Source organism: Neotamlana sargassicola, assembly GCF_020523965.1.
Taxonomy (GTDB): domain Bacteria; phylum Bacteroidota; class Bacteroidia; order Flavobacteriales; family Flavobacteriaceae; genus Neotamlana; species Neotamlana sargassicola.
In genome coordinates this window covers 43,970-63,730 of the sequence record NZ_JAJAPX010000004.1, presented here as the reverse complement: position 1 = coordinate 63,730, position 19,761 = coordinate 43,970, and the positions used below count along the sequence as shown (strand labels likewise).

The 19,761-nt window shown below is 32.3% G+C and carries 22 protein-coding genes; 14 read left to right on the top strand and 8 right to left on the bottom strand.

Annotation, left to right across the window (positions count from 1 at the left end; translation table 11 throughout):
* Nucleotides 1-71 precede the first annotated feature (71 nt).
* From LG651_RS10585 to LG651_RS10570, 4 genes are all read left to right on the top strand, one after another.
* Entirely contained in the window at nt 72-1,004 is a 933-nt protein-coding gene (locus LG651_RS10585) for a peptidylprolyl isomerase (protein ID WP_226696099.1), read from the top strand.
* A gap of 90 nt (nt 1,005-1,094) precedes the next feature.
* Nucleotides 1,095-1,505 (top strand): hypothetical protein, encoded by a 411-nt coding sequence (locus LG651_RS10580; RefSeq protein ID WP_226696098.1) that lies wholly within the window; start codon nt 1,095-1,097, stop codon nt 1,503-1,505.
* 41 nt (nt 1,506-1,546) lie between these two features.
* Nucleotides 1,547-2,086, top strand: a complete 540-nt coding sequence (locus tag LG651_RS10575; RefSeq protein WP_226696097.1) for a YfiT family bacillithiol transferase — start codon at nt 1,547-1,549, stop codon at nt 2,084-2,086.
* An 8-nt stretch (nt 2,087-2,094) separates the two neighbouring features.
* Nucleotides 2,095-2,583, top strand: coding sequence for a GNAT family N-acetyltransferase (locus tag LG651_RS10570; protein ID WP_226696096.1), 489 nt, complete (start codon nt 2,095-2,097; stop codon nt 2,581-2,583).
* A gap of 11 nt (nt 2,584-2,594) precedes the next feature.
* Here LG651_RS10570 and LG651_RS10565 read toward each other — a convergent pair whose 3' ends face one another.
* Nucleotides 2,595-3,152 carry a thioredoxin family protein gene (locus LG651_RS10565; protein ID WP_226696095.1) on the bottom strand — a complete coding sequence of 186 codons (558 nt, stop codon included), beginning with the start codon at nt 3,150-3,152 and terminating at the stop codon, nt 2,595-2,597.
* 48 nt (nt 3,153-3,200) lie between these two features.
* Between LG651_RS10565 and LG651_RS10560 the strand changes: the two genes are divergently transcribed.
* The 3 genes from LG651_RS10560 to LG651_RS10550 are packed head-to-tail and all read left to right on the top strand — an operon-like array spanning nt 3,201 to nt 5,480.
* Complete coding sequence (locus LG651_RS10560) at nt 3,201-3,536, top strand: tRNA-binding protein (protein WP_226696094.1); 336 nt, start codon at nt 3,201-3,203, stop codon at nt 3,534-3,536.
* A gap of 1 nt (nt 3,537) precedes the next feature.
* Nucleotides 3,538-4,449, top strand: a complete 912-nt coding sequence (locus LG651_RS10555; RefSeq protein ID WP_226696093.1) for a bile acid:sodium symporter family protein — start codon at nt 3,538-3,540, stop codon at nt 4,447-4,449.
* On the top strand, nt 4,446-5,480 hold the full coding sequence (locus tag LG651_RS10550) for a lysophospholipid acyltransferase family protein (RefSeq protein ID WP_226696092.1): 1,035 nt from the start codon (nt 4,446-4,448) through the stop codon (nt 5,478-5,480). The genes LG651_RS10555 and LG651_RS10550 overlap by 4 nt, the downstream gene beginning before the upstream one ends.
* Before the next feature lie 42 nt (nt 5,481-5,522).
* Here LG651_RS10550 and LG651_RS10545 read toward each other — a convergent pair whose 3' ends face one another.
* Entirely contained in the window at nt 5,523-5,888 is a 366-nt protein-coding gene (locus tag LG651_RS10545) for a PUR family DNA/RNA-binding protein (protein ID WP_226696091.1), read from the bottom strand.
* Nucleotides 5,889-6,043: 155 nt separating this feature from the next.
* Nucleotides 6,044-7,801: an ABC transporter ATP-binding protein gene (locus LG651_RS10540; RefSeq protein WP_226696090.1), complete on the bottom strand. Its 1,758-nt coding sequence runs from the start codon at nt 7,799-7,801 to the stop codon at nt 6,044-6,046.
* A 204-nt stretch (nt 7,802-8,005) separates the two neighbouring features.
* Here LG651_RS10540 and nusB point away from each other — a divergent pair, with 204 nt between their 5' ends.
* The 4 genes from nusB (at nt 8,006) to LG651_RS10520 (ending at nt 10,265) form a co-directional block, all read left to right on the top strand.
* Nucleotides 8,006-8,950 (top strand): transcription antitermination factor NusB, encoded by a 945-nt coding sequence (gene nusB / locus LG651_RS10535; protein ID WP_226696089.1) that lies wholly within the window; start codon nt 8,006-8,008, stop codon nt 8,948-8,950.
* Nucleotides 8,951-9,037: 87 nt separating this feature from the next.
* On the top strand, nt 9,038-9,517 hold the full coding sequence (locus LG651_RS10530) for a DUF1573 domain-containing protein (RefSeq protein ID WP_226696088.1): 480 nt from the start codon (nt 9,038-9,040) through the stop codon (nt 9,515-9,517).
* Between the two features lie 13 nt (nt 9,518-9,530).
* The gene (gene yajC, locus LG651_RS10525; protein ID WP_226696087.1) at nt 9,531-9,827 is read left to right on the top strand and encodes a preprotein translocase subunit YajC; all 297 of its coding nucleotides are present in this window, start codon (nt 9,531-9,533) and stop codon (nt 9,825-9,827) included.
* A 117-nt stretch (nt 9,828-9,944) separates the two neighbouring features.
* On the top strand, nt 9,945-10,265 hold the full coding sequence (locus LG651_RS10520) for a hypothetical protein (protein ID WP_226696086.1): 321 nt from the start codon (nt 9,945-9,947) through the stop codon (nt 10,263-10,265).
* Between the two features lie 79 nt (nt 10,266-10,344).
* Here the strand turns inward: LG651_RS10520 and LG651_RS10515 are convergent, their stop codons facing one another.
* Both LG651_RS10515 and rpsO read right to left on the bottom strand, forming a co-directional pair.
* On the bottom strand, nt 10,345-12,588 hold the full coding sequence (locus LG651_RS10515; RefSeq protein ID WP_226696085.1) for a polyribonucleotide nucleotidyltransferase: 2,244 nt from the start codon (nt 12,586-12,588) through the stop codon (nt 10,345-10,347).
* A gap of 266 nt (nt 12,589-12,854) precedes the next feature.
* Nucleotides 12,855-13,124, bottom strand: coding sequence for a 30S ribosomal protein S15 (rpsO, locus tag LG651_RS10510; RefSeq protein ID WP_226696084.1), 270 nt, complete (start codon nt 13,122-13,124; stop codon nt 12,855-12,857).
* 179 nt (nt 13,125-13,303) lie between these two features.
* Between rpsO and LG651_RS10505 the strand changes: the two genes are divergently transcribed.
* On the top strand, nt 13,304-14,428 hold the full coding sequence (locus LG651_RS10505; protein WP_226696083.1) for a sensor histidine kinase: 1,125 nt from the start codon (nt 13,304-13,306) through the stop codon (nt 14,426-14,428).
* A 6-nt stretch (nt 14,429-14,434) separates the two neighbouring features.
* Here the strand turns inward: LG651_RS10505 and LG651_RS10500 are convergent, their stop codons facing one another.
* Together LG651_RS10500 and trkA are read right to left on the bottom strand one after the other, a co-directional pair.
* Nucleotides 14,435-15,928, bottom strand: a complete 1,494-nt coding sequence (locus tag LG651_RS10500; RefSeq protein ID WP_226696082.1) for a TrkH family potassium uptake protein — start codon at nt 15,926-15,928, stop codon at nt 14,435-14,437.
* 9 nt (nt 15,929-15,937) lie between these two features.
* A complete protein-coding gene (gene trkA, locus LG651_RS10495) occupies nt 15,938-17,287 on the bottom strand; it encodes a Trk system potassium transporter TrkA (protein WP_226696081.1) in 1,350 nt (449 codons plus the stop codon).
* Nucleotides 17,288-17,419: 132 nt separating this feature from the next.
* Here trkA and ubiE point away from each other — a divergent pair, with 132 nt between their 5' ends.
* A complete protein-coding gene (ubiE, locus tag LG651_RS10490; RefSeq protein ID WP_226696080.1) occupies nt 17,420-18,145 on the top strand; it encodes a bifunctional demethylmenaquinone methyltransferase/2-methoxy-6-polyprenyl-1,4-benzoquinol methylase UbiE in 726 nt (241 codons plus the stop codon).
* Between the two features lie 4 nt (nt 18,146-18,149).
* On the top strand, nt 18,150-18,881 hold the full coding sequence (gene porT, locus LG651_RS10485) for a type IX secretion/gliding motility protein PorT/SprT (protein WP_226696079.1): 732 nt from the start codon (nt 18,150-18,152) through the stop codon (nt 18,879-18,881).
* Nucleotides 18,882-18,947: 66 nt separating this feature from the next.
* Here the strand turns inward: porT and LG651_RS10480 are convergent, their stop codons facing one another.
* Nucleotides 18,948-19,682: a TrmH family RNA methyltransferase gene (locus LG651_RS10480; RefSeq protein WP_226696078.1), complete on the bottom strand. Its 735-nt coding sequence runs from the start codon at nt 19,680-19,682 to the stop codon at nt 18,948-18,950.
* Nucleotides 19,683-19,761: the final 79 nt, after the last annotated feature.

The following is a 19,761-nucleotide window of genomic DNA, read 5'->3' as shown; positions in this document are numbered from 1 at the left end:
ATAAAATCTTCTAGCTTCTAGTTTCTGTCTTCAAACTTCATTTCATATCTTTGCAGCCTAAAATTTAAGAAATGAAAGACGGATTATACGCAAAATTCAATACAACTAAAGGCGAAATTCTAGTAGCTTTAGAATATAAAAAAACACCAGGAACCGTTGGTAACTTTGTGGCTTTAGCCGAAGGTAACCTAGAAAATAAAGTAAAACCTCAAGGAACGCCATATTACAACGGGTTAAAATTTCACCGAGTAATTCCAGATTTTATGATTCAAGGTGGTTGTCCGCAAGGTACAGGTTCTGGAAACCCTGGTTACCAGTTTGATGATGAGTTTCATCCAGATTTAAAACATGATGGCCCTGGCGTATTATCTATGGCAAATGCTGGCCCTGGAACAAATGGAAGTCAGTTTTTTATAACGCATGTAGAAACGCCTTGGTTAGATAATAATCATACGGTTTTTGGTAAAGTTGTAGAAGGTCAAGAGATTGTTGATGCTATCGCACAAGGCGATGTAATTGATACTTTAGAAATTGTAAAAGTAGGAGCAGAAGCAGAGGCTTTTAACGCTGTAGAAGCGTTTAGAACTTTTGAAGGTGCAAGAGAAAAACGAATTGAAGCAGAAAAGAAAGCGGCCGAAGCAGAATTAGATAAGCTTGCTGCCGGTTTTAATAAAACTGAAAGCGGTTTACGTTACCAAATACTTCAAGAAGGTAATGGTGAAAAAGCCGAAAAAGGTAAAACCGTTTCTGTACATTATAAAGGACAATTAGCCGATGGTACCGTGTTCGATTCTTCATACAAAAGAAATGCACCAATAGATTTTCCATTAGGAATGGGGCAAGTAATTTCTGGTTGGGACGAAGGTATTCAGCTTTTAAAAGTAGGTGACAAAGCGCGATTAGTAATTCCTAGTCATTTAGGTTATGGCTCTCGTGGTGCAGGAGGTGTTATTCCTCCAAACGCTGCACTTGTTTTCGATGTAGAACTTATGGCTGTAAAATAGAACTGTTATAAATTTGATATAAAAAGTACCTAAATTTTTATTTTAGGTGCTTTTTCTTTTTAATTTGGTTTTCTAAGAAGTTATTATTTAATGAAGAGTGTAAAAAATTCTCAATATTTTAATGAGGTTATTAAAACATTTACATATCCGTATGGAGAATTATTTGTTTTTAATGGCTTTGTAGTTTCAGAAATATCTGAAGGTATAACTTTCGATTGGGATTATGCAGAGATCATGTTAAACGATGTTGTAAGCTTACTAAACACGCATGGAGAAGATTTAATTTATATATCTAATAGAATTAATTCCTACTCTGTTAAACCTTCAGATTGGTTAAAGTTTTTTAAACATAATTATACTTTAAAGTCTTATTTTGTAGTTTCTAGTAACAAAATAGGCACTTTAAATTCAACCATAGAAAATTTATTTTTTAAAAATAAAATTCATCATTTTCAAAGTTTAGAACAAGCAATTACAGAGGCAAAATCGTTATTAAAATAAGTAATAGTTCGCTGTATATTGCTAAAAAACAAAATTATTAAATGGAAGACTTAGAACTTTTAAAATACCCTATCGGAAAATTTAATTGTCCAAAAGAAATTACTTCAAGTCACATTGAAAGTTGGACGTTAGAGTTGGAACAATTTCCGAATAAATTTGAAAATTTAGTAAAAAACCTGAGCGACGAACAATTAGATACAGTTTATAGACCGGGCGGATGGACGGTGAGGCAAGTTGTACACCATGTTTCCGATAGTCATCACAATAGCTATTTGCGTTTTAAGTGGGCTTTAACCGAGGATAAGCCTTTAATAAAAGCCTATTATGAAGATAGATGGGCTGAACTTTTCGATACAAAAACAGCTCCGATAAAAATGTCTTTAAACCATTTAAATGCTATTCATGTAAAGTTGGTTTATTTGTTAAAAGGACTTAATATGGTTGATTTGCAACGATCATTTATCCATCCAGAAGATAATTTAGAGTACACTTTAGCATTTAATGTAGGTAAATATGTGTGGCACGGAAATCATCATTTTGCACATATTGAAAGTTTGTTAAAACGTGAAAACTGGGTTTAACTTTGTAAATGATGATACGACCGTTTCGAGCTGAAGATACCGAGCAAATTCTAGAAATTTATAATTACTACGTTCTAAATACTACTGCTACTTTCGATTTAGAAGTATCTAAATTAAAACCGTTAAAAAATAAACTTTTAAGCATTCAAGAAAATTTTCCAGTTTTTGTTTTTGAAGTAGATAAAGAAATTCTTGGCTATGCTTATGCTAGTAAATTTAGAGAACGTCCAGCTTATAATGGCACGGTAGAATCTACGGTTTATGTAAAGCATAATGTTCATGGCAAACAAATTGGTTCACAATTATACGCTCAACTTATAGCAGATCTTAAAAAATTACAATTTCATACAATTTTAGGTGTTTTAACTATTCCAAATGAAGCTAGCATTAAATTGCACGAAAAATTCGGTTTCAATCAGGTCGCAGATTTAAAAGAAGTTGGTTTTAAATTTGGGCAATGGCAGGATGTTGGCTTTTGGCAACTTAAACTAAAGTAGTAAGTTATTTATTAGTTTTTCCATTTAATATTACAGCCAATACTTGGTTTTTGTATCGATTGGTTTTTCTTGTCTGTGAGTAAACAAGCTATTGCATGTTTTAAATCATTGCCGGTTACGGCTAAACCATTTCCTGGTCTAGAATCGTCTAATTGACCGCGATATACAAGTTTTAAATCATGATCGAACAAATAAAAATCTGGCGTACAAGCAGCATCATATGCTTTAGCAACTTCCTGGGTTTCATCGTATAAATAAGGAAAAGGGTAATTGTTTACTTCAGCATGAATGGTCATTTTATCTGGGGCATCTTGTGGGTAATTAACAACATCGTTACTAGAAATAGCAATAAAAGCAATGCCTCTTTCCGCGTAAGCGTTAGCCAAATTTACAATAGTTTTATTAACATGAATAACAAAAGGGCAATGGTTACAAATAAACATAATTACAGTACCCTTGCTTCCTTTTAAATTTGATAGTGATACGTTATTGTGCGAAACAGTATCTATTAATTTAAAATCTGGAGCTGTTGTGCCTAACGGAAGCATATTTGAAGGTGTGTTCGCCATTTTTACTTATTTTAATTCAAATTTCGTGATTATTTGTATTTTTAAAAAATGAATGAGACAATAACTTTTGAAGATTTTACTAAAGTAGATTTACGAGTAGGAACTATAATTGAAGTAAACGACTTCCCTGAGGCTCGAAATCCAGCCTATCAATTGCATATTGATTTTGGTGATTTGGGTATAAAAAAATCTTCAGCTCAAATAACAACATTATACACAAAGGAAGATTTATTGCAGAAACAAATTGTTGCTGTGGTTAATTTTCCGAAAAAGCAAATCGCTAATTTTATGAGTGAGTGTTTGGTGGTTGGCGCAGTAAATGGTAAAGATGTGATGTTGCTAAATCCCGAAAATAAGGTTAAAAACGGAAGTGTAGTGTCTTAATATGCAAGAAATAGATGAGGTAGTTATTAATTTTGATAGTAGCGGGTTGTGGGTTTTAAACATCGCATTAGCTGTTATCATGTTTGGTGTTGCTTTAGGAATTACGGCAAGCGATTTTAGGCAATTATTTAAAACTCCAAAGTTAATATTTGTTGGTGTTTTATGCCAGTTTTTACTTTTGCCTTTATTAACATTTTTGGTGGTTTGGCTAATAAAACCACAGCCAAGTATTGCCCTAGGTATGTTAATGGTTGCCGCTTGTCCAGGAGGTAATATATCTAATTTTATGACGCATTTAGCTAAAGGAAACACGGCTTTATCGGTTAGTTTAACAGCATTTGCGACTTTTATAGCCATATTTATGACGCCTTTTAACTTTCAGTTTTATGGAAGTTTATATTCGCCAACAGCACAAATATTAAAACAAGTGGCTTTAAACCCTGGTGATTTAATAAAACTTGTAGTTTTAATTTTAGGGATTCCTTTAGTTTTAGGAATGGCTTTTCGATATAAATTTCCTGTAATTTCTTTAAAGCTATCTAAAATTTTAAAGCCATTATCTATTGTAATTTTTGGGTTAATTGTGGTTTTAGCCTTCTCTAAAAATATCGATGTTTTTAATAATTACATTCATTATGTACTGTTAATTGGTGTGTTTCATAATTTTTTGGCCATTATGTTAGGCTTTGTTGTAGCTAAGCTTTTTAAGCTATCGTTCATCAATCAGAAAACCATAGCAATTGAAACTGGAATACAAAATTCAGGATTAGGCTTGCTGCTCATTTTTACATTTTTTAATGGTTTAGGCGGTATGGCTATTTTGGCTGCTTTTTGGGGTATTTGGCATATTATTTCCGGTTTAGGTATTGCTTTCTTTTGGTCTTACAAGGCTGCTAAAAAAGTTACGGATTGAAAAATATTTGGTTATACGGGGTTCGTGCCTATTTAAGGTTAGCGTTATTTTTTTATTATAAGAAAATACAGGTTGTTAATGCGAAACATATTCCAAAAAATAAGCCCGTTTTATTGTTATCTAATCATCAAAATGCTTTAATTGATGCGTTACTTATTGCAGTTTATGGTAACGGGCGTTTCTTTTATTTTTTAACAAGAGCAAGTGTTTTTAATAACCCTAGGATAGCAAAACTTTTAAAATCATTACAAATGATACCTGTTTATCGCGTTCGTGATGGTTGGAGTACTATTTCGAATAATACTAAGGTTTTTGCAAGTTGTAGCAGGTTATTAAATAACAATGAAGCGGTGTCGCTTTTCCCAGAAGGTAATCATAGTTTAAATAGAACGGTAAGACCACTTAGTAAAGGGTTTACAAGAATAGTTTTTGAAACTTTAGAGTCTTACCCTGAAACCGATTTACAAATAGTACCGTTGGGGTTAAATTATAAAAATGCTGAAAACTATCCAGATTCGGTGAGTTTATTTTTTGGTAAACCTATTTCGGCAAAACAATTTTTATTGGAAGACAGGCGCGATGGCGTTCTAAAATTAAAAACTGTTTTACAGAATCGCCTTATAGAATTAACAACACATATTCCTAAAGAGAATTATGCAGAATCGCTTGCAAAATTAAACGATTTAAATGTCGATTTTTTAAAGCCTAAAACAGTAAATAGCTTAATTAAAAACAATTTTTTAGGAGAAGTTACAGCTTCAAAAGCAAAAATGATAGGGCTGCATAAAGTGTTTAAAAGTCTATTAATTATACTATTAATTGTGCCTTATTTTATTTGGAAGTTTGTGGTTCAACCTAAAATTAAAGAAGCAGAGTTTATAGCAACATTTCGTTTTGCGGTGGCCATTACTTTGGTTCCTCTTTGGGCGATTTTAATGATATGCGTGTTAGCCTTTGTTTTTAATATACTTATTGGTGCAAGTTATCTAATACTGGTTATTAGTTTGGCTTTACTATCAAGTAAAATATAAACCATAAAAAAACCATCAAATTATTGATGGTTTTTAATAGTATTAAATATCGTCGAAGTCTAAATCGGTAAAGTTACCAGGAGTTTTAAGTTCTGCTTCGGTAACTCGCGGTGTATCGTATTCTTTTTTAAAGTCTTTTTGGTGTCTTTCGCTAATAACTTCATCACCTTTTTCACTAATAATATAGTCGGTCATTTCAGATAAAATATCTTTAAACTCGGCGAAATCTTCTTTATAAATGTAAATTTTATGCTTTTTATAATGAAAAGATCCATCATCATTTGTAAACTTTTTACTTTCCGTAATTGTTAGGTAATAGTCTTCTGCTTTGGTTGCTCTAACATCAAAAAAATAAGTTCGTCGTCCTGCTCTTAATACTTTTGAAAAAATTTCCTCTTTCTCCATCATAGCATTCATTTTGAATTGAAATAAGTGTTGATTTAATTGTTTTGTAAATATCAAAAATCTAAAAAAAACTCTTATTAACCAACAAATTGTAAGTTTTCTTTTGGTAAAATAGACATTTATTGGGGTTATTGCACTAAAAAATTAGCAGAATCATTTTAGGTTTGCGCCGTTTCACTTAATTGTTTTAAATAAAGTTCTTTATAATAGCCATCAACATTTATTAAACTTTCATGATTACCTTCTTGTATAATTTTGCCCTCGTCTAGTACAATAATTTTATCTGCACTTTTGGCTGAAGACACGCGGTGACTAACAATAATTGAAGTTTTATCTTTAGAGATTTTATTAAGATTTTTAAGAATTTTTTCTTCGGTCTCTGTGTCTACGGCCGAGAGGCAATCGTCGAACAATAAAATTTTAGGCGATTTAATTATAGCTCTAGCAATAGAAACACGTTGTTTTTGCCCGCCACTAAGTGTAATGCCACGTTCTCCTAAAACGGTGTCGTATCCGTTTTTAAATTTTATAATGTTTTTGTGTACTTGAGCATTTTTGGCTGCTTCAATAACGTCGTTATCTGTGGCATCAACTTTACCAAAGCTAATGTTGTTTTTTATTGTGTCTGAAAACAAAAAAGCATCTTGCGGAACATAGCCAATACTATTTCGTAAATTATAGAGATTTAAATCTTTTAATGGTTTGTTGTTTATGGTTATACTACCACTATTTACATCATACAAACGACTAATTAAATCTAAAATAGTGGATTTTCCAGATCCAGTTTTTCCTAAAATAGAAAGGGTTTCACCCGATTTCACACTAAAACTTATTTGTTTTAAGGCGTTAATGTTGGTGTCGTCGTAAGTAAAAGAAACATTATTAAATACAATGTCGCCTTCAATAGTGGTAATGGTATTATTTTCGTTTTTAATTTCGGGTTCAATTTTTAAAAACTCGTTAATACGTTTTTGCGATGCTTCGGCTTGTTGCACAATAGAGGTAACCCAACCAACCGTTGCCACTGGCCAAGTTAAAAGGTTTACGTACATTAAAAATTCGGCAATAGTACCAATACTTTCAATTTCACCATTTATATATTGCATGCCTCCAATGTAAATAACCAAGAGGTTACTTGTACCGATTAATAAAATCATCATTGGAAAAAACCAAGCTTGTACTTTGGCCAAACTTACTTGTTTAGTTTTACTTTCAATAGCTAACTGGTTAAAGTTTTTCGATGTTTGGGCTTCAATACCATAGGCTTTTATTACAGAAATACCACTAAACGATTCTTGCGTAAAAGTGGACAGTTTCGATAAATATTCTTGTACAACAGTACTTCTATTATGTATTTCTTTACTTAATTTATAAATTATAACCGATAAAATAGGAAGCGGAACTAAGGTGTATAATGTAAGTTTTGGCGACGCATTGTACATATAAAATATAACCATAACAATTAAAGTAATGGTATTTATGCTATACATTATTGCAGGACCAGCATACATGCGTACACGTGTAACATCTTCGGTAATTCGGTTCATTAAATCACCTGTTCTATTTTTCTTATAAAAGTTTAACGAAAGCTTTTGGTACTGGGCGTAAATTTCATTTTTTAAATCGAATTCAATATATCGCGAAACATTTATTATAGTTTGGCGCATAAAAAAAGTTAAAATAGCACCAATAATAGCGGCTCCAATTATATATAAAATAGCTTCTAATAAATCATTTTTAAAAACGTCTACAGTTATGCTACCCGAAAAATAATTTTCAATTACTGTAAAAATTTGTTTAACATAACGTGGTGTATAAAGTAAAAACAGACGCGCAATTATGGTTATAATAATACCAATTATTAAATGGCTTCGGTATTTATAAAAGTATTTATTTAAATGCAGTAATGCTTTCATGTAATTATAAAAAGTAGAAACACAAATATAGTTTATTAATGATAATTACATCGAATACTGGCGTAATTCAATTGTTAAACATTGCTTAATTAATTTGTAATAATTATTTAAAAATAAACATGAGAAATTATTAAATATAGTATTACTTTTGCAGCGTAAAATTTTTTAAACGACATATTTGTTTTATAAAAGTTCTTTGTAATTATGCTTAATAGAAGACACATCCGCATTAAAGTCATGCAAGGCCTATATGCTTTTAAAGGCTCTGAAAGTGACGATTTTAGTAAAGACCAAAAATTTCTGCTATTTAGCATAGAAAATATCCAAAATTTATACCTTTTAATGCTGTCGTTACTAATTGAAGTACAAAAAAGAGCAGCTAGCGATATTGTAAAAAAGCAACAAAAACATCTTGCAACTAAAGAAGACAAAGATCCCAATAGAAAATTTGTAAACAACCAAGTGTTAAGCGCTTTATGCGAAAGTGAAGCGTTACGCGATGCTTTAGAAAGCAGAAAAATTGATAATTGGGAGTTAGATAGCGAATACGTTGATGTTATTTTTAAAGCCATTACATCGAGTAATTTGTATAAAGATTATATGAAAACTAGAACCTCCGATTTTAAAGAGGATAAAGATTTTATTGTTGATGTTTATAAAGAAATTGTAGCTCCTAACGAAAAGTTATACGATTATATCGAAGATAAAAACCTGACTTGGTTAGACGATTTGCCAATTGTAAATACTACCATTTTAAAGCTTTTAAGAAAAGTAAAACCTAATGGTTCTGGGCAACACTTTACTCCGAAATTATATAAAGATATAGACGATAAGCAATTTGCAATCGAATTGTTTAGAAAAACATTATTAAATCGAACTAGTTTAAATACAGAAATTGAAGGTAAAACCAAAAACTGGGACGCCGATAGAATTGCTAATGTAGATTATGTATTGTTACAAATGGCTATTTGTGAGATTAATCAATTTTCGTCAATACCAGTAAAAGTTACTATAAATGAATATCTGGAAATATCAAAAGAATATAGCACACCAAAAAGTAGTGTTTTTATTAATGGTATTTTAGATAAGTTGGTAAAAGAATATGAAGCTTCTGGAAAATTGCAAAAAGTAGGCCGAGGCTTACTTTAAAGAGTGTTAAGAACTTTACAAAAAGTTTTTAGTAGCTTAAATAATTAGTATTTTTACGAACCAAATTTTTAAAATTTAATTTTTATTATGAAAAAAATCATCTTAGGCCTAGCGGCGTTTGCCATGTTAGCTTTTACATCTTGTAAGGACAACGCAGCAAAAAAAATTGACGAAAGCAATATTGCAGCTGCGGCTGAAAGAGATGCGGTAGCATCAAAATTTCCAGTTATCGAATTTGAAAAAACAGAACACGATTTTGGTGAAATAGAATCTAGAACAGCGGTTGAAACGGTTTTTAAATATAAAAATTCAGGTGATGCACCTTTAGTTATTACCGATATTAAAAGTTCTTGCGGTTGTACAGTCCCTCAAAACTGGAGTAGAGAACCTTTAGCTCCGGGCGAATCTGGCGAATTTACTGTTAAATTTAATGGTAGCGGATCAAACAAAGTAACAAAAACTATTACTGTTACAGCAAATACCGAAAAAGGTAAAGAAACTGTAAAAATTATGGCTTTTGTAAAACCAGATCCTAATAAAGTAACTAACGCTCCAGCAGCACACTAATTAAATATAAAAAATGGGAGAAGGTTTAAGTAGTTTACTACCTTTTGCATTAATGTTTGTAGTGGTGTATTTTTTTATGATTGCACCGCAAATGAAACGCGCAAAAAAAGAAAAGAAATTTGCAGCCGAGTTAAAACGAGGCGATAAAGTAATAACCAAAAGCGGATTACACGGTAAAATTGCCGAGTTAAACGATAAGGATAACTCTTGTGTTATTGAAACTTTGGCAGGTAAATTAAAGTTTGATAGATCGGCTATTTCAATGGAAATGAGTGAAAAACTTAATGCACCAGTAACAGAAAAAAAATAATTAAAAGGCGTTAGCATTTTTAAAACCTCCTAAGTTTAGGAGGTTTTTTTATGTTTTTTAGTAGGGTAAATTGGTTATTGGGTGTTTTACTACTATAAAACAATAACCAAATCCATTATGTTTATTTATTTTTTAAGTTATATTACAGTACAGATATTAGTTTATTTAGCTATTAATTATTCAAGGTTTTTTATAATAAAATCGAAACGAATTAATAGCAAACCATTGTTTGAAGTAAATGAATTTGACGTAAATACATCCGAAATGTACAGACTACAGTTAGACAATAAGCTTAAAATGCTACACTGTTTGTCACATTTAGAATTGTATATTAATGATATAAAACTTTCTAAACATTATCAGTTTAACGATTTTGAAGCTTTAAAACAACAAACGCAAAAAAGTGTTTTAGAATCTGTTGAAAAATTAAAGGCATAAAAAAAGTTGAATATATTCAAATAAAAAACCTCGATATTACAAAAATATCGAGGTTCAGTTTTAAAAATATTATAACAAATTAATCGTCGTTTCTATTTTCTCTAGGTTTTCTATCGTCTCTTCTGTTACCTTTATTTCGGTTATCGCGTCCACGATTATTATCTCTGTTACGGTTGTTGTCGCGTTTTGGTCTATCTTCCCAACCTTCTGGTTTAGGTAAAATAGCTTTACGAGATACCTTTTCTTTACGCGTTCTTGAATCTACTCCAAAGTACTTGACGTCAAAAACATCGCCCATGTTTACCACATCAGAAACGTTTTCAGTGCGTTCCCAAGCTAATTCACTTACGTGTAATAATACTTCGTTTCCTGGCGCTTCAGTATATTCTACTACCGCACCAAAATCTAGCATTTTAATTACTTTAACTTCGTAAATGCTACCAACTTCTGGCTTAAAAGTTAAAGAGTCAATTTTAGCTAAAACAGCATCAATACCAGCTTGGTCTGTTCCTAAAATTTCAACTATACCTTCTTCGGTAACAGGATCTTCGTTAATAACAATGGTTGTACCTGTTTCTTTTTGTAATTCTTGAATTACTTTTCCACCAGGTCCTATAAAGGCACCAATTAAATCGTTTGGTAACGTTGCTGTAACCATTTTAGGAGCGTGAGCTTTAACAGCATTGTTTGGAGTTGCAATAGTATCGGTTAATTTACCAAGAATGTGCATTCTACCTTCTTTAGCTTGGTTTAATGCATTTACTAAAATCTCGTAGCTTAAGCCTTTAATTTTAATATCCATTTGGCACGCTGTAATACCATCTTCGGTTCCAGTAACTTTAAAGTCCATATCACCTAAATGGTCTTCATCACCTAAAATATCAGATAAAACAGCGTAACGTTCACCATCAGAAATTAATCCCATAGCAATACCCGATACAGGTTTTATCATTTGTACACCGGCATCCATTAAAGCCATAGTACCAGCACAAACTGTTGCCATTGACGACGAACCGTTAGATTCTAATACTTCAGACACCACACGTACAGTGTACGGACAGTCGGCAGGAACCATACGTTTTAATGCACGTTGTGCTAAGTTACCATGACCAATTTCACGACGTGAAGTTCCTCTTAAAGGTCGAGCTTCACCCGTTGAAAATGGAGGGAAATTATAATGTAAATAGAAGCGTTCTTCACCTTCTAACGATGGGTTATCAATCATGTTGGCTTCACGCGATGTACCTAAAGTAACCGTTGCTAAAGCTTGAGTTTCCCCACGAGTAAATATTGAAGAACCGTGTGTAGATGGTAAATAATCTACCTCACACCAAATTGGGCGTACTTCGGTAGTTTTACGACCGTCTAAACGAATACCTTCTTCTAAAACTAAGTTTCTAACTGCTTCTTTTTGAATTTTACTGAAGTATTTTGACACTAAACCTCCAACTTCTTCAAGTTCTTCTTCAGTATATTCTGCTTTTAATGCTTCCTTTAATTCGGAGAAAGCTAAACCTCTATCGTGTTTTGATGATGAACTTTTAGCAATATCGTAACACTTATCGTAAGCAAAAGCTTTTACCTTTTCAAGAACGGCTTCATCTTCAGCTTCAGGCTCATATTCACGTGTTTCTTTTGCTCCAACTTGAGCAACTAAACGTTTTTGAGCTTCAATTTGAACTTTAATGGCTTCGTGAGCAACTTTTATAGCTTCTACCATTTCTTCTTCAGAGATTTCACTCATTTCACCTTCAACCATCATCACAGAATCTTCAGAAGCACCAATAACCATATCAATGTCCGATTGTTCTAATTGTGATAAGCTAGGGTTGATGATGAATTCGCCATCGATTCTAGCAACGCGAACTTCAGAAATAGGTGTTTCAAAAGGAATATCGCTCAATTGAATAGCCGCAGAAGCAGCTAAACCAGCTAGGGCATCTGGCATTACATCTTTGTCTAAAGACATTAACTGAATCATAACTTGAGTTTCAGCGTGGTAATCTTTAGGGAATAATGGACGTAATACGCGATCTACAATACGCATTACTAAAATTTCTTCGGTACTAGGGCGTGCTTCGCGTTTAAAAAATCCGCCTGGGTAACGACCAGCAGCAGCGAATTTTTCGCGATAATCTACCGTTAAAGGTAAAAAATCTACATCGGCAGCATTGTAGTTTGATACTACGGTACAAAGCAACATAGTGTCACCCGATTTTACAACAACAGAGCCATGAGCCTGTTTTGCTAGTTTTCCGGTTTCAATAGAAATTTCTCTACCGTCACCAAGGTCTATAACCTCCTTAAATGTTTGTGGAATCATAAAATTTTAATTCTTGTTTAAGTTATGTTATACTGAACGTAGTCGAAGTATTTTAACTTAAACTAAATGTTAAACAATGGTCGTTGTGTTGTTGTGTAGTTGTTGTTGTGACCAATGAAAAACCGTAAAAGCTTCTTCAAAATTTGTCATTACAAATCACATGTATTGTGATATGGTAAATATTTTAACCACTTGTTTCACTTTTTGTAATGACTTGTGAAACCTATATTTTAAAACAAAAAAGAGGCTAAAAAGCCTCTTTTTAATTATTTTCTTAATCCTAATTCTTTAACTATAGCACGATATCTTAAAATATCTTTCTTAGTTAAATAATCTAGTAATGCGCGACGCTTACCTACTAATTTTACTAACGAACGCTCAGTATTAAAATCTTTACGATTTTGTTTTAAATGCTCTGTTAAGTGGTTAATTCTGTGCGTGAATAACGCAATTTGACCCTCTACAGAACCAGTATCGTTTTTTCCTTTACCGTGTTTTGCGAAGATATCTTCTTTCTTTTCTTTAGTTAAATACATGCTAATATTATTTAAATGATTTTTATGTATATGAAAGATTTTCTTTCAAGCGGCAAATATAAATAATTAATTGCTTTTTAAGCGATAATTTTAAGTGTTTTTTAAAAGTAGTATAAATCTTATTAAAAATCGATAAACGGTACTTTTTATATGTTAATTTTTTTTACATTTGATTTAGAATGAGTGGTAAAGAAAGAGGTATAAAGCTCGATACATACAAGATTTTTGAAAGTATATTTAATTTCGCTAATGGCGGTATTGCCATTGTTAGCTTAAATGGAGATTGGATAAAAGTTAATGATAGTATTGAAAAAACACTTGGCTACCCAAAAGAAGAGCTATATGGCTTAACATTTCAAGATATTACGCATAAAGATGATTTAGATACAGATTTAAATAAAATGTATGCTTTATTAAATAATGAAATTGAAAGCTACCAAATGGAGAAGCGTTATTTTCATAAAGCAGGACATATAGTTTGGGCACTTTTATCGGTGTCTTTAGTGAAAGACGAGGTAGGTAGCCCGTTATATTTTATATCTCAAATTCATGACATTTCTAGCCAAAAATCTGCAACGAAAGATTTTGAAATAATGCTAGATGTTGCCCAAGAGCAAAATGTAAGATTGTCTAATTTTGCCAATATTATTACGCATAATTTAAGAACACATGCAGCTAATTTAGATGTTCTTTTTGGTTTTATTGAAGAGGAAGATCCTGAAATTACTTTAAAAAACGACAATTTCAAGTATTTAAAAGAGTCTATAACTAATTTAAATGAAACCGTTGCTCATTTATCTGAGATAGCCAAGATTAGGGCAGTTTCGGTATCTAAGCTAAAGTCGTTAAGCTTGTACACATATGTTAAAAATGCAATATACAATGTTAGTGCTTTACTTAAAAAGCATAATTTTGATGTGGTAAATAATATTAACCCCGATCATTGTATTAAAGCAATTCCAGCTTATTTAGATAGTATAATTTTAAACCTATTAACTAATGCTATTAAATATAGGAGTAGTGAGCGGTTAGGACAGGTAGTGCTATCTAGTTATTTGGATAATGGTTTTGTAGTTTTTACAATTAAGGATAATGGTGTTGGTATAGATTTAGATAAGCACGGTGCTAATATGTTTCAAATGTATAAAACTTTTCACCGAAATAAAGATGCTATTGGTTTAGGATTATTTATTACCAGAAATCAAATAGAATCAATGGGAGGTAAAATATCTGTAAATAGTGCTATAAATGTAGGTACTACTTTTAGTGTTTTTTTTAAAAACGCAGAAAAAGGTTTTAATTGAAATATGTTATCTATTTCTCCAGAAAAAAGGAGTTAACAATATAAGTACTGTAAATAATTCCAGTCGCCCAATAAGCATTAAAAACGAAGCCCACCATTGTGCTAAATCGGGTAGTGCCGCATAGTTGTTTACGGGACCAAAATCTCCTAATGCCGGACCTACATTTCCTAAAGTAGATGCAGCTAAACCAATCGCTGATTTATAGTCGATTCCAAACATGGAAAACACTAATGCACCTATAATAAAGGACAGCATGTACAAGATGAAAAAGCCTAAAATATTAAATACAATACCACCTTCAATAGCCTTTTTGTTATAACGTACAGGAATAATGGCATTTGGATGAAGAGCTCTTTTAAACTCTAAAAATCCATTTTTAATTAAAATTAAATGGCGCACTACTTTTACACCTCCAGAAGTACTTCCTGCAGAACCACCAAGAAACATGATGCCAAAAAAGAAAACCACTAAAAAGGGCGTCCATAAAGTATAATCGGCCGAAACAAAACCTGTAGTTGTAATAACACTAAGCACTTGAAATAAAGCATGCCTAAAAACACTTTCAGCTTTTCCCCAAACCATTGGGTGGTTTATAGACGATTCTGTTAAATCGGCATTAAAGTATATTATGATTGAAGCGATTACTGTAAAAATTAAAACAAATTTAGAGTAGAGTTTAAATTCTTCATCGCGTATTGCTTTTTGTACTTTTCCTTTAAAGGCGAAATAGCTTAATACAAAATTTGTGCCTGCCAAAAACATAAATAAAATTATTATGTATTGTATAATAGGTTGGTCGTTCCAGTAAGCCACACTCGCATTTTTTGTTGAAAACCCACCAGTTGACAGTGTACAAAGCGCATGATTTATCGCATCGAAAAACGACATGCCCGCTAAACTTAAAAATAAGGTCTCTGCTGCCGTATAACCAAAATAAATTAACCAAAGTCGTTTGGCCGTATCGGTAATTCTTGGGTGCAATTTATCGGCACTTGGTCCAGGTGCTTCAGCTGCAAAAAGCTGCATGCCACCAATTCCTAAAAGTGGTAAAATTGCAATGGCTAGAACGATAATTCCCATACCACCTATCCAATGTGTTAAACTACGCCAAAACAATACTCCTTTTGGAACGGCTTCAATATCGTTTAAAATTGACGCACCAGTAGTGGTATAACCCGACATAGTTTCGAAAAAGGCATTGCTAAAATTGGGGATACTTCCAGTTATAACATAGGGAATAGCGCCAGAGAGCGACATAATAATCCAGCCAAAAGTTACCACAATATAACCTTCCCGTTTATTAATTTCCTTGGTATGCTTACTGGTAAAAAACATAACAATTACTCCTAAAATTAGGTTTGCAAGACTAGAAATTGCGAGCTCTAAGGTTACACCATCTTTATAAATTAGGCTTATTAATGTTGAAATTAACATAAACCCACCATTAAATAATAACAGCGATCCTAAAAAATAAAAAATGATTTTGTAGTTAAGTTTCATTTTAAAGTTTTAGCGGAATAATTTTTCAACACCTTTAATAGATTGTAGTAAACTGCATACTACTACAAGGTCGCCTTTACGAATTTTAAAATCGCCTAAGGCTATTTGACCTACACCATCTCGAATAACACCTCCAATTATGGCCGAACGTGGGAAATCTAATTTCTTAATATATTTATTACAAATGGCAGAAGATGCTTTAACTTCAAACTCTAATAGTTCGGCATTCATGTTGTTAAGTTTAGTCATTGCAACCACTTCACCTTTACGAATGTATCTAAAAATAGTGTTTGCTGCTAAAAGTTTTTTATTAATTAACGTACTAATACCAACCGATTGAGACAGCTCGAAATAATCCATGTTTTCTACAAGAGCTACTGTTTTCTTCACATTTTTCGATTTAGCAACTAAACAGGACATTATATTGGTTTCAGAATTTTCACCAACAGCGATAAATGCATCCATATCGCTAATGTTTTCTTCTTCTAGTAAATCTACATTTTTACCATCGCCATGTAAAACTAATACCTTAGGTAAATCATCGGCAAAATCGAAAGCACGCTCTTTATTTTCGACAAATAATTTAACGTTAATACCTTTTTCGGCTAGCTCTCTAGAGGTCTTATAACCAATTTTACTACCACCTAAAACCATTACATTTTTTATATCTCGATTGGCTTTTCCTGTTAATCGGCACAATTCTTCACCACCGTCTTCGGTGGTAATAAAAACCACGGTATCTCCTTTTTGAAAAACGGTGTCTCCACGCGGAATAATAGTATTTTGTGCACCAAAACGTTGAATTGCAATGGGCACGAAATGAATTTCTGGGAAAATTTTAGCAGCTTCTTTTACTGTTTTGCCAACAAAAAGAGCTTGACTAGATAATACTAAACCAGCCATTTTTAAAGCGCCATCTTCAAACTCGTAAGCATCTTTAAACGACGATTGTTTAAGTGATACCTCAATTTCTGAAGCCGCCAAGGATTCTGGAGAAATAAGTTCGTCTATACCAAGTTTAGTAAAACCTAATTCATCTTTATGTCTTATAAACTCGGGGTTTGTAATTCTAGCAATAGTTTTGTCCGACCCTAATTGTTTTGCCAAAACACAGGCTGTTATATTTGTAGTTTCGCTGGCAGTAACGGCAATAAATAATTCGGAATCTTCAATTCGCGCATCTTTTAAAATAGCTCTGGAGGTTGCATCTCCTCGAATTACTTTAATATCTAAATGTGTATCGGCGTAAGCCAAACTATCTTTATCAATATCAATTAAGGTAATTTCTTGCGACTCGTAAGACAAAAGTTTCGCCAAATGAAATCCTACTTCACCAGCACCAGCAATTATAATTTTCATTTCTTAAGGTAATAAAAAGTAGTGCAAATATACTATAATTACATTTTTGGTGTAAAATTATTCGATATAATTACGTTGAAGCGTTTACTAATAAATGTTTAAAAGATTATCTTTGCTAAAAAATTCTTGAGTTTGTTAAAAGTAAAACCATATAAAGACAGCGACCTAGGAAAAAAAGAACAGGTAGCTAAAATGTTCGATACTATTTCTGAAGATTACGATGGCTTAAACCGTGTAATTTCGTTTGGAATTGATGTGAAATGGCGTAAAAAAGTAGTGCAAATGGTAGGGGCAAGCAATCCAGACACTATTTTAGATATTGCCACAGGAACTGGTGATTTGGCCATTAATTTAGCACAAACCACTGCTTCGCAAATAGTGGGGTTAGACATTAGTAATGGTATGCTTGAAGTAGGTAAAGAAAAAATTAAAAAGAGGGGTTTAAATTCTAAAATTGAAATGGTTTTAGGCGATAGTGAGAACTTGCCTTTTTCAGATAATTCCTTTGATGCTATTACGGTGGCTTTTGGTGTTCGTAATTTTGAAACTTTAGAAAACGGGCTAAAAGAAATTTTTAGAGTATTAAAACCAGGAGGTACTTTTGTGATTTTAGAAACTTCGGTGCCTACAAAAACACCTTTTAAACAAGGTTATAATTTATACACTAAAAATATTATGCCATTTATTGGTAAGTTATTTTCAAAAGATAGAAGCGCTTATAAATATTTAAGCGAATCGGCGTCGGTTTTTCCTTATGGAGAAGCATTAAACAATATTTTGCGTAAAATTGGGTTTATTAATGTTGAAGATTTTCCACAAACTTTGGGCGTGGCAACAATTTATAAATCATCGAAGTAAAAATATGAAGCATTTTTTTGCAATTCTTTCATTATTATTTGTAGTTAAAACATCTCAAGCACAACTTTTTAAACGAGAAAAAGTAACATACGATGCCAACCAAGGACGTGGTACAACCGATAATAATTTATTGCGTTGGGGTTACTATTTAGGTTTAAGTTCGTACGACTTTAATTTCGACTATCATGAAGATTTACATGATATTTATGTTGCTAGAAGTCCCGGATTTAACGTGGGTTTAATTGGTAATTTGCGAATTAATAAATTTTTAGATTTACGTTTAGAGCCTGGTTTAATTATTACCACTAGGGAATTAAATTATGACGAAAGTTATTTTGTAAACGAACCAGATTTACGAAGTTCGTATTTGGTAAGGGAAGTAAAATCAACTTACATACATGTACCATTATTGCTTAAGGTTTCAACCAAACGAATTAATAATTTTAAACCTTTTATAGTGGGTGGCTTTTCTACAGCTTTAAACCTATCGAGTAACGAAAATAATCCTGAAGACAACCGAACGGGGCAATTTAGAACTACTAAAAACGCCTTGTTTTACGAGCTTGGTTTTGGTATCGATTTTTATTTGTACAATTTTAAGTTTACACCTTCCGTTCGCGGTGTGTTTGGTATTAATGACGAGTTGGTTAGAGATGAAGATCCAAACAGCCCTTGGACTAGTAATGTGGCTAGTATGAAAACTCGCGGCTTGTTTATTAATTTTACATTCCAGTAGAAATTCTCTTTATAAATATTATTAGTCGCAGTATTTAGAAAGTAGTTATAGTTTTTGGTTTGCGCATTAACTTCTTCTTTTAAACTCACTTAATAAAATAGCGGTAGCGGTGGCAACATTTAAGCTTTCGGTAGCTTGAACATCTCCAAACCTTGGAATAGATATTTTTTCGGTTATTAAGGCTTCAATAGTTTCACTAATGCCATTGGCTTCATTGCCCATTACTAAAATGCCGTCGGTTAAGTTTTGTTTTTTATAAACGTTATTACCGTCCATAAAAGCCCCATAAATAGGGCGTTTAGTTTTTTGTAAGTACGAGTCAAGATTAACATAACTAATATTTACTCGAGTAATTGATCCCATGGTAGCTTGTATTACTTTAGGATTAAAACAATCGACCGTTTGGTTGCTACAAACTAAATTTTTAATTCCAAACCAGTCGCATAAACGAATAATTGTTCCTAAATTTCCAGGATCTCTAATAGCATCAAGAGCAAGAGTTAAGCCTGTTTCTTCAATTATTGACGGCTTAGGAATTTTAAAAACAGCTAAGGCTGTATTTGGAGTTGTTAAAAAACTAATTCGTTTTAAGTCAGATTCAGAAATTAAAAGTTCGTCAATGGTATCATTATTGGCATCAATTTTGAACGACTGAGTAGTATATAATTTTTGAAGTTTAAACGACGACTGAAGCAACTCGGTTATTGTTTTTACACCTTCAACCACAAATAATCCATGCTGAAGTCTATACTTTTTTTGTTTTAAACTAGTTATTAATTTTATCTGACTTTTAGAAAGCATGTTTTTGTTATTTTTTATAAAGAAAACAAATTATTAATGCGTTAACTAGATGCAGCAACAATTAAGTGCATTTTTCTAA

Bases quoted from the DNA above. Each gene is read 5' to 3' on its own strand.
- LG651_RS10585 (WP_226696099.1), top strand. From the start codon at position 72: ATGAAAGACGGATTATACGCAAAATTCAATACAACTAAAGGCGAAATT.
- LG651_RS10580 (WP_226696098.1), top strand. From the start codon at position 1,095: ATGAAGAGTGTAAAAAATTCTCAATATTTTAATGAGGTTATTAAAACA.
- LG651_RS10575 (WP_226696097.1), top strand. From the start codon at position 1,547: ATGGAAGACTTAGAACTTTTAAAATACCCTATCGGAAAATTTAATTGT.
- LG651_RS10570 (WP_226696096.1), top strand. From the start codon at position 2,095: ATGATGATACGACCGTTTCGAGCTGAAGATACCGAGCAAATTCTAGAA.
- LG651_RS10565 (WP_226696095.1), bottom strand. From the start codon at position 3,152: ATGGCGAACACACCTTCAAATATGCTTCCGTTAGGCACAACAGCTCCA.
- LG651_RS10560 (WP_226696094.1), top strand. From the start codon at position 3,201: ATGAATGAGACAATAACTTTTGAAGATTTTACTAAAGTAGATTTACGA.
- LG651_RS10555 (WP_226696093.1), top strand. From the start codon at position 3,538: ATGCAAGAAATAGATGAGGTAGTTATTAATTTTGATAGTAGCGGGTTG.
- LG651_RS10545 (WP_226696091.1), bottom strand. From the start codon at position 5,888: ATGATGGAGAAAGAGGAAATTTTTTCAAAAGTATTAAGAGCAGGACGA.
- LG651_RS10540 (WP_226696090.1), bottom strand. From the start codon at position 7,801: ATGAAAGCATTACTGCATTTAAATAAATACTTTTATAAATACCGAAGC.
- nusB (WP_226696089.1), top strand. From the start codon at position 8,006: ATGCTTAATAGAAGACACATCCGCATTAAAGTCATGCAAGGCCTATAT.
- LG651_RS10530 (WP_226696088.1), top strand. From the start codon at position 9,038: ATGAAAAAAATCATCTTAGGCCTAGCGGCGTTTGCCATGTTAGCTTTT.
- yajC (WP_226696087.1), top strand. From the start codon at position 9,531: ATGGGAGAAGGTTTAAGTAGTTTACTACCTTTTGCATTAATGTTTGTA.
- LG651_RS10520 (WP_226696086.1), top strand. From the start codon at position 9,945: ATGTTTATTTATTTTTTAAGTTATATTACAGTACAGATATTAGTTTAT.
- LG651_RS10515 (WP_226696085.1), bottom strand. From the start codon at position 12,588: ATGATTCCACAAACATTTAAGGAGGTTATAGACCTTGGTGACGGTAGA.
- rpsO (WP_226696084.1), bottom strand. From the start codon at position 13,124: ATGTATTTAACTAAAGAAAAGAAAGAAGATATCTTCGCAAAACACGGT.
- LG651_RS10505 (WP_226696083.1), top strand. From the start codon at position 13,304: ATGAGTGGTAAAGAAAGAGGTATAAAGCTCGATACATACAAGATTTTT.
- LG651_RS10500 (WP_226696082.1), bottom strand. From the start codon at position 15,928: ATGAAACTTAACTACAAAATCATTTTTTATTTTTTAGGATCGCTGTTA.
- trkA (WP_226696081.1), bottom strand. From the start codon at position 17,287: ATGAAAATTATAATTGCTGGTGCTGGTGAAGTAGGATTTCATTTGGCG.
- porT (WP_226696079.1), top strand. From the start codon at position 18,150: ATGAAGCATTTTTTTGCAATTCTTTCATTATTATTTGTAGTTAAAACA.
- LG651_RS10480 (WP_226696078.1), bottom strand. From the start codon at position 19,682: ATGCTTTCTAAAAGTCAGATAAAATTAATAACTAGTTTAAAACAAAAA.